This window comes from Nocardiopsis sp. TNDT3 (assembly GCF_003427465.1).
GTDB lineage: Bacteria > Actinomycetota > Actinomycetes > Streptosporangiales > Streptosporangiaceae > Nocardiopsis > Nocardiopsis dassonvillei.
This window is the reverse complement of record NZ_QPFC01001021.1, coordinates 1-10,787: the sequence shown is the minus strand read 5'-3', so window position 1 is coordinate 10,787 and position 10,787 is coordinate 1. Positions and strand designations below refer to the sequence as shown.

Sequence of the window (10,787 nt, the reverse complement as noted above, 5' to 3'; positions counted from 1 at the left end):
GGTAGGCGGGGGCGCCCGGGCGCGGGTTGGACGTGCCCGGGTGGCCGGGGATTCCGGGCCTGGGGTTGGAGGTGCCGGGGTGGACGAAGCCGTGGCGGGGGTCGGAGCCCATGGGGTGCCCCGGCATGCCCGGACGGGGGTTGGCGGCGCCGGGCTGCGCGTACCCCGCGGCGCCCGCCTGCGGGCCGCTGTGCGGCTGCTGGGGGCCCGTGTGCGGCTGCTGCGGCCCGGTGTGCGGCCGGTAGGGCATCTGGGCGCCGGTGAACAGGCCGGTCTGGGCGATCTGCTCGCCCTGCTTGACGGCGTCGTCGGTGGAGGGGCCGGAGGCCTCGGGGCCCTCGTGGCCCAGCAGGCGCATGAGGAGCGTCTGGGCGTTGGGCCGGTTGTCCGGGTTCTTGTCCAGGCAGGACTCGACGATGGGGCGCAGGGCCTCGTCCATGCCGCTCAGGTCCGGGGGCGCGCTGACCACGCGGTGGACGACCGCCGGGACGGTGTCGGAGCCGAACGGCGCCCTCCCGGTGGAGGCGAAGGCGATGACGCAGCCCCAGGCGAAGATGTCGCACTTGTCGGTGATGTCGCGGCCCTCGATCTGCTCCGGCGCCATGTAGGAGGGCGTACCGACGATCGAGTTGGTCATGGTGGCGGTGCCGTCGTCGATCCGGGCGATGCCGAAGTCGATGACGCGGGGGCCGTCCGGGCCGATCAGCACGTTGCCGGGCTTGAAGTCGCGGTGGACGATGCCCGCCTTGTGGATGGCGACCAGGGCGGTGGCGGTGGTGATGGCGAGCCGCTGGAGGGTGGAGCCCTTCTGGGTGGCGCCCTTGGCGATGGTCTCCTGGAGGTCCTTGCCCGGCACGAACTCGCTGACCACGTAGGGCGGGTCGCCGTCGAGCCGGGCGTCGATGATCGCGGCGGTGCAGAAGGAGGCGACCTTCTGCGCCGCCCGGACCTCCTTCTCGAACCGCTTGCGCAGGTCGCTGTCGCGCGACCACTGGTCGTTGAGGACCTTGACCGCGTACTGCTCGCCGCCGGAGTCCTCGGCGAGGTAGACGATCCCCTGGCCGCCCTTGCCCAGCCGCCCTGTCACGCTGTACTCGCCGAACGAGGAGGGGTCGCTCGGCAGTAGCGGTTCGGGACCGGGCATCGGTGTCCTCCGGGAGATAGGGGTGAGGGGGCGCGCAGCACCAGGGTACGGGTTGTGGGGAACGCGGTGGTGCGTCCCGTCGTGCCCCGTTACCCCGGCGCAACCGTTATGACTGCTGGAACGCCCGGGGCGTTCCCGGTCTCACCCGATTTTTCGCGCCTCGTCGACCAGCAGGACCGGGATGCCGTCCCGGATGGGGTAGGCCAGGCCGCTCTCGTCGCAGACCAGCTCGTCGGTCTCGGGGTCGTGGCGCAGCGGGGCCTGGCTCTGCGGGCAGGCCAGGATCTCCAGCAGCCAGCCGTCGATCTTCGTGCTCATGTCCTCGTTCCTCTGCAGTGGGGTGTCCCTCTGCCCCCATGATGCCTGGTCAGGCGCGGACGATGGCCAGGACCTCGTCGCGCAGACCGGCCATGGACGCCTCGTCGGGGGCCTCGACGTTGAGCCGCAGCAGCGGTTCGGTGTTGGAGGCGCGCACGTTGAACCACGACCCGTCGGGGAGGGAGACGGTCAGGCCGTCGAGTTCGTCGACGGTGACGCCGTCCCGCCCGGCGAAGGCCTCGCGTACCGCGGCCATCCGCCCGGGGGCGTCGGCGACCTTGGAGTTGACCTCCCCGGACCCGGCGTAGCGCGAGTAGGCCTCGGCGATCCGGGAGAGGGGGCGGTCGTCGTTGCCCAGCACCCGCAGGACGTGCATCGCGGCGAGCATACCGGTGTCGGCGCGCCAGAAGTCGCGGAAGTAGTAGTGGGCGGAGTGCTCCCCGCCGAAGATCGCGCCCGTCTCGGCCATGGTGGCCTTGATGAAGGAGTGCCCGACCCGGGTGCGGACGGGCTTGCCGCCGTTCTCGCGGACGATCTCGGGCACGGCCTTGGAGGTGATGAGGTTGTGGATGATCGTGGCGCCCGGCTCGCGCTCCAGCTCCTGGGCGGCCACCAGGGCGGTGACGGCCGAGGGCGGAACGGCGTCGCCGTTCTCGTCCACGACGAAGCAGCGGTCGGCGTCCCCGTCGAAGGCCAGGCCGATGTCGGCGCCGGTCTCGCGGACCTTCGCCTGGAGGTCCACCAGGTTGTCGGGGTCCAGGGGGTTGGCCGGGTGGTTGGGGAAGGTGCCGTCCAGCTCGAAGTAGAGGGGGACGACCTCCAGCGGCAGGCCCTCCAGGACGGCGGGGACCGTGTGGCCGCCCATGCCGTTGCCCGCGTCCACCGCGACCCTGAGCGGGCGGATGCCCGAGAGGTCGACCAGTTCGCGCAGGTAGTCCGCGTACCCCGCCAGCAGGTCGCGGTGCGTGACCGTTCCCGCGGGGCCGTCGTGGGCGGGCGCTCCCCCCTCCAGGATCTCCTCGGCCAGGCGGCGGATCTCGTCCAGGCCCGTCTCGCCGCTGATGGGCGCGGCCCCGGCCCGGCACATCTTGATGCCGTTGTACTCGGCGGGGTTGTGGCTGGCGGTGAACATGGCGCCGGGCAGGTCCAGGTGGCCCGAACCGTAGTAGAGCAGGTCGGTGGAGCCGAGCCCGGCGAAGACCACGTCCAGGCCCTGGCCGGTGACGCCCTCGGCGAAGGCGGTGGCCAGCTCGGGCGAGGAGGGGCGCATGTCGTGGGAGACCACCACGGCCTCCCCGCCGACCACACGGGCGAAGGCCGCTCCGATCGCCCGCGCGATGTCGGCGTTGAAGGTGTCGGGGATCACGCCCCGCACGTCGTATGCCTTGAAGATGCTTGCGAGGTCAGCCACGTCTTCTCCGGCCAGGTCGGTCCTGCTTGGGTTCGGTCCCGCGCGGCCGGGCCGCGCGCGGTACAAAACTAGCAAGGCGTCCCCGTGAACCCCCGCACCACCGCCGGTTCGGGCCCGGGCCGGCTCCCCGCCGCGGCGGGGGCGGCGTCGTCTACCCGCCGGAGTGCCGGGGGGGCTGCTGTTCGCCGCGCCCCGGATCGGATCTGACCACGCGCAGGTGCCCCCGGCGCAGCGTCCCGGTCCCCTCGCCGATCTCGTCGGAGGGGTCCTTGCGGGCAGGCGGGCGGGCCGCCTCACGTACGGCGTCGGCGAGGGCCTCCAGGTCGTCGCTGCCCGGGCCGCCGCCCGTCGTCTCGACCGGGAGTCGGACGACCTCCCAGCCGCGCGGTGCCGTCAGCCGGTCGGCGTGCACGGCGCAGAGGTCGTAGCAGTGCGGTTCCACGTAGGCGGCGAGCGGGCCGAGGACGGCCGTCGAGTCCGCGTAGACGTACGTGAGCGTGAAGACGGCAGGCTGTCTGCAGGCGGTACGGGAGCAGCGTCGAACAGGGCTCACAGCGTTCGACTGTATGCCTTTACTGAGGGACACGCCAGCATCGTTCCATGAGCTGGCCCGTTCGCGCTCGTCCGCGGGCTCCGCGCGCCGCCCTCCGACGCTCTCCAGGGGGTCGGCGCACCCCCTCCGACCCGCCCCCCGTCACCGTCCGGCGGCCCGTTCCTCGGGCGAGTGAGCGCTTTCGCCTCGGGAGGGACTACGCGCGGGGCCCGCGATGGCTTAGTCTCGAAGTGTGCGACGAGTGCGCCTTTCCAGTGGCCAACCAGACCGAGTGCGGCGCCGGGACCGCCGCGGCCGAGGCATCCGCGGTCCTCTCGTGCCCTCTGACCTGCCGGTTTTCCGTAGCCGGGCGCAGGCCTTCGACGACCTTGTCCTGGACGCCGTCGAACGCCTCGAACGCCTGTGGGCGCGGGAGCTGGCCAATGTCGACTTCCTCGTGGAGGACGTCCCCCCTGTCGAGCCCCGCGGCCCCCTGACCGAGGCGATCCCCTTCTCCCGCCTGGAGACCGATCCCTCCGGCCGGGCCAGAATCGTGGTGTACCGGCGTCCGGTGGAGATCCGTACGAAGGACCCGGAGGAGATGGCCCTCCTCGTCCACGAGACGGTCGTCGAGGAGGTCGCCAACCTGCTCGGCGTGGAACCGGAGTCGGTGGACCCCGAGGGCTGACCGGGCCGGCCCGGGACCCGTCGGGGCCGCCCGGACGCGTCGGCCCCCGGCCAGCTCGGCTAGGGGACCGCCCCCACCATGCTGTCGCGTACCACCGGGAGTTCGATCCGCACCGGCGCGGGCGTCACCGGCAGCACACCCAGCCCGTCCCCGCCGCCGCGCAGCACGCGGGCGACGTGGACGGGCTCGGAACCGTCCAGGACCTCCAGGCGGACCGCGTAGCCGTCCTCGGGCGCGGTGCCCGGAGGCGCCTGCCAGCCGTCGTCCCCGCCGAACACGGTGGTGGTCCCGGCGGCGACCCGCACGCGCACGGCGTCGCCCTGGGTGGCGTCGGCGCCGATGGGGGTGGCCATGAGGGTGGCGTCGCCCCCGACGGCGGTCAGGAGCAGCTCGGTGTCGGCGCCCTCGGGGACGTCGGGCAGGACCGCGGTGGTGTCCAGCGGGAAGCCGAGCGGCGGCACCGCGGAGGTGTGGGCCGCCTCGACCACCTCGACGTCGTCCCCCTCCCCGGTCACCGCCTCGGCGGCGACACCGGCGACCACGGGCGCGTCCGCCCGCACCACGACCGCGCCGGGCTCCCCGGCCAGGACGGTCTCCAGGCTGAGCCAGGCGGAGGCGGCCGGGGGCACGCTGAAGGTCAGCGGGTCGTCGGCGGTGGCGCCCTGCGCCTCCCCGTCCTCCTCCCGCGTCTCGTCCGTCCCGGTCTCCGGGGCCGGGGTGACGGTGTGCACGCGCACCTGGACGGGCTCGTCGCCCGGCGCGGCCACGTGCAGGCGGCGACGGCCGTCGCCGCCGGGAACGCCGGGGATCACGTGCTCCCGGGCGGGCGCGGCCGTGGGCGGGACCCAGTCGGCGGTGCCGGAGGAGTGCTCGGCGAGCAGGGAGGCCGCGACCCGTCCCGTGCTCGTGCGCACGTGGACTCCGACGGCGCTGGTTCCGCCGACCAGTCCGGTCAGGTCCAGCTCGGTCGCCGTCCCCGCGGGCAGGGCGATGCCCCTGCTCTCCTCGGAGGAGGAGGGGCCGCCCTCGGTGTAGACGTCCACGCTGACCGTGGCCCGGGAGTCCTCGGGGTTGGCCAGGTGCACGGTGAGCGCGTCGAGTCGCATGCCCTCGATGCCGTCGCCTCCGGGGAGGGCGAACCAGGTTCCGACGGAGGGTTCGAGGCAGCGGACCTCGGTGGCCGAGCCGTCGGAGAGGGTGGTCTGGGCGGTGTCGAGTCCGGAGGCCAGGGAGCCCTCGGCGCGCACGGCGGTGGGGGCTTCGGTCCCGGCGGTGTCGGTGTTCCACACGCGGCCGGGCTCGGTCAGCTCCTCGCCGACGGTGCCGCCCCGGGCACCGTCCGCGCCGCCGCCCCCACCGGCCTCACCGTTCCCGGAGTCCTCCTCGTTCCCGCCGTCCCCACCGGTCTCGTCGTCCCCGGTGTCCTCGGCGTCCTCCTCGGGGGCCTCGGGAACCGACTCGGCCCACAGCTCGCCCTCGTCGTCGCGGCTCACCCTCGGAGCGAACGCGGCCACGGAGCTGTCCCCCGACTCGTGCGGGGCGGGGCACACCCGCACCGCGTGGTCGGGCCGCACGGTCCCGGGGGCGGTGACGCCCAGCTCCGCGGTGATCGGCCCGGTCGCGAACGCGACGCCGAACAGCGCGGCCAAAGCCAGCGAGACCAGCCCGAACAGCGCGAACCTGTTCTCCACGATCAGTCGCACGGTCTGGTCCTCCCGCTCGGTGCCGGACGCCTGGCGGGCCTGGTCGGCCCGGCCGTCCCGGTGTCCTCGTCTGCTGATCCCCGGCGCGGCGCCCCCGCCCGGCACACCGTTCCCGGGGCCGCCGTTGCCGGGTACGCCGTTCCCGGGACCGGCGACGGCCCCGGGCGCACCCCCGTCGCCCCCGGCCGCGGGGCCGCCGTCCGCACACCGCCCTCCGGGCTCCCCCGGCGCGCTCTCCTCCCGCGGTCACCGGCCACGGCGCCGCTCCCCCCTGCGCACGCCGCGGGTGCCCCGGCGGCGGCCCCCGCCCCGCACGGCGGGCAGCGTGCCGGTGTCCTCCTCGGACGCGGAACCGGGCGGGACGCCGTCCTCCGGCGCGTCCGCCCCGGCGTCCCCGTCCGCGCGCACGCCGGGGTCCTCACCGCCGGGCCGCGACCGGCCGGGCCTGGCGCGTGAGCCCCGGCGCGAGGACGCCCGGGAACTCCCCGAGCGCCGCAGCCGCTCCGGCCGCCGCGGGCGGGGTGTGGGCGTGGCCTCGATCAGCCGCGCCTCCTCCTCGGTCCGCACACCCGGCGCGGCGAGGACCGCGACCACCGTGAGCAGGACCCCCTGCGTGAGCAGCCAGGCCGCGTGGACGTAGTCGGTGTGCCAGACGCGCAGGTCGCCGCCCTCCACGGGCAGCGCCCAGGCCTGGGTTCCGTTCTGGGTGGGGACGGGGTCCAGTTCGACGCCGTCCAGGCTGGCGCGCCAGCCGCTGTCTGCGGCCTCGGCCAGGGCGAGCCGCCGCCCGGTGCCGCCCTCGGGGACCGGGGCGCTCACCTCGTCCGCGTCCCCGCGCACCGCGAGGACCTCGGCTTCGACGCCGTCCTCGGAGACCACCCGCAGCGCGCCGGTGGGGGCGGCCAGCCGCCAGAGCGCGTAGTGGCGCGACAGCGACTGCCGCTCCAGCCCCGGTGTGCCGTCCAGGGTGTCGACCATGGTGACGTCGGCGGGCCCGCTGATCCGCGGGCGCGGGTAGAGCACGTACTGGATGCCGAAGTCGGCCAGGGTGTACATCTGGTCGCCGCCCTGGCCGACGGTGAGTTCGGCCACGGCCCGGTCCATCGCCCCGCGGATCCCGCTCTCGGGCACGAGGTGCTCCTCGCCCAGACGGGGTTCGCGTCCGCGCACGACCAGGTAGTCCACGCCGCCCTCACCGTCGGCGGTGACCACGAGGGTGCGCGGCCGGGTCCCCGCCCCGTCGGACCCGCCGCCCTCGACGGTCCCGGCCCCGGTCAGCGCGCCGGGGACGACGGGTTCGGCGTGCGCGGTGACCGGCCCCCGCACGCCCTCCCACATCCACACGCCCGCGGCGCAGACGGGGGTCGCCAGGGCGAGCAGTCCCACGGCGAGCGCGAAGACCCGCCTGGGCCCGCCCAGGCGCACCATGTCGCCGAAGGAGCGCGCGGCGGTCGCCGCCGACAGCAGCACCGCCGTGGCGGCGAAGGTCAGGGCGACCCCGGGCCAGACCGGCGCCGGGGGGCCGCCGTAGTAGGGCTCGACGACCACCCGGCTGGTCAGGACGGCCACGAGGATCCCGAACAGGGCGAGCGACCACCCCGCCGCGGCCAGCATCCGGTTGCGGAGCAGCAGCAGGGAGCACAGCGCGGCCACGGCGAACCCGGCCGTGACCCAGAACGGCGGTGTCCCGGGGCCGCCCGGCGAGAGCATGAGCAGTTCCTGCGGGGTCGGGCCCGGCGCCGACAGCTCGGGGCGGTGCAGTCCCGCCTCCAGCAGCCACAGGCTGGGGTGCAGGAGCAGTTCGAGCGTCCACGGCATCAGCAGCACGAGCGGGACGGCCAGGCCCAGCGCGACGCTGACGTAGATCCGGCGGCCGAGGTGGCCGAAGGCGACGGCCACCAGCACGCCGGTGACCAGCGACAGGAGCCACACCATCGGCACGAACGCGGTGGCGACCGTCAGGACCAGGCCCACTCCCCAGGCCGCTCGGCGCGAGGGCTTGGGCGGCATCGACACCAGCCGCACCAGCAGCAGTCCCAGCACCGGCAGCAGGACGTGGACCAGGGCGGTGCCCAGGCGGCCCTGGGCGACCGCGCCGGTGGCCGCCGGCAGCAGCGCGTAGGCCGCGGCCGTCCACAGGCGTGCGGGGCGAAAGCCCAGCACCTCGCGGGCGAGCAGGTAGGCGGTCAGCCCGGACAGGGGCACGCAGCCCAGCAGGACGATCGTGACGGCCAGCCAGGGCTTGCCCAGGGTGAGCGTGGACAGCAGGGCGAGCAGTCCGACGTAGGGCGGGACGGGGTCGGCCGCGCCGAGCCCGCTGTCGGGGCTTCCGGACAGGTACAGGTTCCACAGGTCGCCCGCGCCGCCCGCGACCGGGGGCAGGGCGCCGCCCGCCAGGAGGTCGCCCAGGAGCAGGGAGCGCTCGGCGACGAGGGCCACCGCGGCCAGGGCCAGGACCAGCAGCACCCCGGGCCGCAGGAGCACGCTGCGCACGAAGCCGGCGGTGTCCGTGGGGATCTCGTCCTCGTCCTCGGCGGCGGGCGGCGCGGTGACGGCCTGGTGACGGCCGGGGGTGTTGCGCACGGGCTCCCCGGACAGGATCCCGGTGAGCACGTCGTGGACCTGGCGCATGGCCACGCCGCGCGCGAGGAAGGGCCGGATGGCGCTGTAGGTGCGGCGGCGGTCGCGGCGGCGCCGGAAGCGGGCGCGCATCAGCCGGAGCGGCCGCAGGTAGACCAGGGTGATCGCGGCGGCCTCGTCCAGGGCGTTGGCGGGCTGCTTGATGAGCAGGTACCCCACCACCCGCAGCAGCGAGGCCACGGAGTTGCGCAGCAGCGCGGCCACCATGCCGCCCAGGGGCAGGTTGGCCAGCAGCACGAAGACGGCGTGGCGGCGGTCCACCCGGCGCGGGTGGTTGCGGGTGGCGGAGATGGGCCGGCGGCGCCGGGCGGAGGCCTCGGCGTGGTAGGCGACCGCGTCGGTGACGAGGACGGCGCGCAGTCCGGCGCCGCCCACCCGCCAGCAGAAGTCGATGTCGTCGCGGAACAGCGGCAGGGAGGGGTCGAAGCCGCCGAGGCGGTCCCACACGTCGCGGCGCACGAGCATGCCCGCGCTGGAGACCGCCAGGACCTGGCGTGTGCCGTCGTGCTGGCCGTGGTCGAACTCGCGCTGCTCCAGGCCGGTCTCGCGGCGGCCCGCGCCGTCGATGGTCACGCCCGCCTCCACCAGGAGGCGGCGGTCGAACCAATCGCGCAGCTTGGGGCCCAGGACGGCGGCGCGGGGGTCCTGGTCGGCGGCGTCCAGCAGGTGGGCGAGGGCGTCCCGGTCCGGGGTGAGGTCGTCGTGGATGAGCCAGATCCACTCGGTGGCGTCCTCATCGAAGCCGCGTACGGCGCTGGTGGAGCGCGGCAGTTCCAGGGCGGCGCGGACGGCGTCGCCGTACCCGGTGTCGGCGGGCAGCTCCACGACGGCGTCGGCGGGCAGGAACCGGGCCAGGACCTCGGCGCTGTCGTCGGTGCTGCCGGTGTCGGCGGCGACGGCCCGCTGCACGGGCCAGGACTGGCCGCGCAGCGCCTGCATCGTCTCGGGCAGCCAGCGGGAGCCGTCGTGGGAGACGATGACCGCGGTGACGACGTGTCGGGCGAAATCCTGGTCAGGCACGGCTGTGGTGGGTTCTCTCCGGGAGGGGGCGCGGCCCCGATCGGGTCCGCGGGTCCGGCCGGGCGGGGCCGACGGGCGCGACCGCGCTCCGGACGCGGTCCGCGCGCGGGACGTCACGGCCGACCGCGGCCCTCGTGACCTCGTGGGGCCGGACAGGGCCCGCGCGGGACATCACCCTACGCCACCCGCCACCATTACGGGCCTATTCGTCACACGCCGCTGCGGCCGACCATATCGGAGCATTCACACCGCGACGGGAAGGCTCCATTCGAACACACATCCGAATAGGGACCGGCATATCCGGGCATTACAGCCCCCGGCCGGGCCGCGGACACAATCGCCGTGCGCCGGGGAAGGGGCCGAACATGAAAAACGCGCGCCCGGGCTCGCGGCCCGGACGCGCGTCTCACACGCGGCCCTACAGCATCTCCGCCAGGAAATCGAAATCTCCCCCGGCGGCTTTCTTCAGCCTGCGGCGCTCGCGTTCGGAGAGTCCCCCCCAGATGCCGAAGCGCTCATCGTGCTCCAGCGCGTATTCCAGGCACTCCGCGCGTACCTCGCACGACTGGCAGACCTTCTTGGCTTCCCGCGTCGAGCCGCCCTTCTCGGGGAAGAACGCCTCCGGGTCGGTCTGCGCGCACAGGGCACGCTCCTGCCAGCCCAGATCCTCATCCGAGCCGTGCGCCAGCGGGATGACCTCGCTCATGCGCACCTCCTGTTGCCCCCCATAGATGTCCCCGGCCCTTTTCGTCCCCCGGGCCGGGTGGAATCCCACCTTGAAATTACACGTGGGTCGCTTGCTGAGAGTCAAGCGCCCTGCGTGGTAATCCACTGAATATCATGTAACGAACCGCCAACGGCAGCCCGGTGATGTCCGTTCTGCGGATTACCACGCAATTCACGACCTTCCGAGGCGGTGGGGAGCGCGGGCCGACGGAGCCGGGTCAGCGCTTGTCCTCGCCGCCGTACCACCCCTGCTGGTCACCGGTTCCGCCCTGTCCCTGCTGGTCAGAGCCGTATCCGGTGCCCGCTCCGTACTGCCCTCCGTACGATCCGCCGCCCTGGCCGGGCGTCTGGTTGCCGTTGTTCTCACCGGAGTTAAAGAAAGGATCAAGATTGCTGTCGGCGGGGGTGTCCTGCGCCTGCTGCCCCTGGTCAGCGCCCTGGTACCAGCCGTACTGGATCGCGTCCTGGGCGGCCTGCTCGCCGGAGGCGGGCTGCTGCTCGGTGCTCTGCGGGGCGTACTGGGACGGGTCGTAGGCGTACTCGCCCGGCTGGCCGTAGGCGGCCTGCTGGCCCGGGGCGTCGGTGCCGTACTGCTGGCCGTAGGA

8 protein-coding genes and 1 pseudogene are annotated in these 10,787 nt (G+C 74.4%); 1 reads left to right on the top strand and 8 read right to left on the bottom strand.

Annotated features, from left to right (window positions below):
• The 4 genes from DQW06_RS23210 to DQW06_RS23195 form a co-directional block, all read right to left on the bottom strand.
• Positions 1–1,144 (bottom strand): protein kinase (locus DQW06_RS23210; protein WP_117199307.1); only part of this gene is annotated, 1,144 nt, incomplete at its 3' end.
• Positions 1,145–1,285: 141 nt separating this feature from the next.
• Positions 1,286–1,462, bottom strand: a complete 177-nt coding sequence (locus DQW06_RS23205; protein ID WP_013154764.1) for a Trm112 family protein — start codon at positions 1,460–1,462, stop codon at positions 1,286–1,288.
• A gap of 49 nt (positions 1,463–1,511) precedes the next feature.
• On the bottom strand, positions 1,512–2,873 hold the full coding sequence (locus DQW06_RS23200; protein WP_117199306.1) for a phosphomannomutase/phosphoglucomutase: 1,362 nt from the start codon (positions 2,871–2,873) through the stop codon (positions 1,512–1,514).
• A 151-nt stretch (positions 2,874–3,024) separates the two neighbouring features.
• Positions 3,025–3,426, bottom strand: a complete 402-nt coding sequence (locus DQW06_RS23195; protein ID WP_026338144.1) for a DUF3499 domain-containing protein — start codon at positions 3,424–3,426, stop codon at positions 3,025–3,027.
• Between the two features lie 271 nt (positions 3,427–3,697).
• On the opposite strand from DQW06_RS23195, the gene DQW06_RS23190 reads away from it, so the two are divergent.
• Positions 3,698–4,093 carry a metallopeptidase family protein gene (locus tag DQW06_RS23190; RefSeq protein ID WP_013154767.1) on the top strand — a complete coding sequence of 132 codons (396 nt, stop codon included), beginning with the start codon at positions 3,698–3,700 and terminating at the stop codon, positions 4,091–4,093.
• A gap of 59 nt (positions 4,094–4,152) precedes the next feature.
• On the opposite strand, the gene DQW06_RS23185 is transcribed toward DQW06_RS23190, so the two are convergent.
• From DQW06_RS23185 to DQW06_RS23170, 4 genes and pseudogenes are all read right to left on the bottom strand, one after another.
• Complete coding sequence (locus DQW06_RS23185; RefSeq protein WP_117199308.1) at positions 4,153–5,796, bottom strand: DUF5719 family protein; 1,644 nt, start codon at positions 5,794–5,796, stop codon at positions 4,153–4,155.
• A gap of 246 nt (positions 5,797–6,042) precedes the next feature.
• Complete coding sequence (locus DQW06_RS23180) at positions 6,043–9,456, bottom strand: glycosyltransferase family 2 protein (RefSeq protein ID WP_117199305.1); 3,414 nt, start codon at positions 9,454–9,456, stop codon at positions 6,043–6,045.
• 418 nt (positions 9,457–9,874) lie between these two features.
• The gene (locus DQW06_RS23175) at positions 9,875–10,162 is read right to left on the bottom strand and encodes a WhiB family transcriptional regulator (protein WP_013154770.1); all 288 of its coding nucleotides are present in this window, start codon (positions 10,160–10,162) and stop codon (positions 9,875–9,877) included.
• Positions 10,163–10,400: 238 nt separating this feature from the next.
• A pseudogene (locus DQW06_RS23170) lies at positions 10,401–10,787 on the bottom strand (hypothetical protein); the annotation flags it as partial.

Excerpts from the sequence above, each read along its gene's own strand:
- DQW06_RS23205 (WP_013154764.1), bottom strand. The coding sequence starts at position 1,462 with ATGAGCACGAAGATCGACGGCTGGCTGCTGGAGATCCTGGCCTGCCCG.
- DQW06_RS23175 (WP_013154770.1), bottom strand. The coding sequence starts at position 10,162 with ATGAGCGAGGTCATCCCGCTGGCGCACGGCTCGGATGAGGATCTGGGC.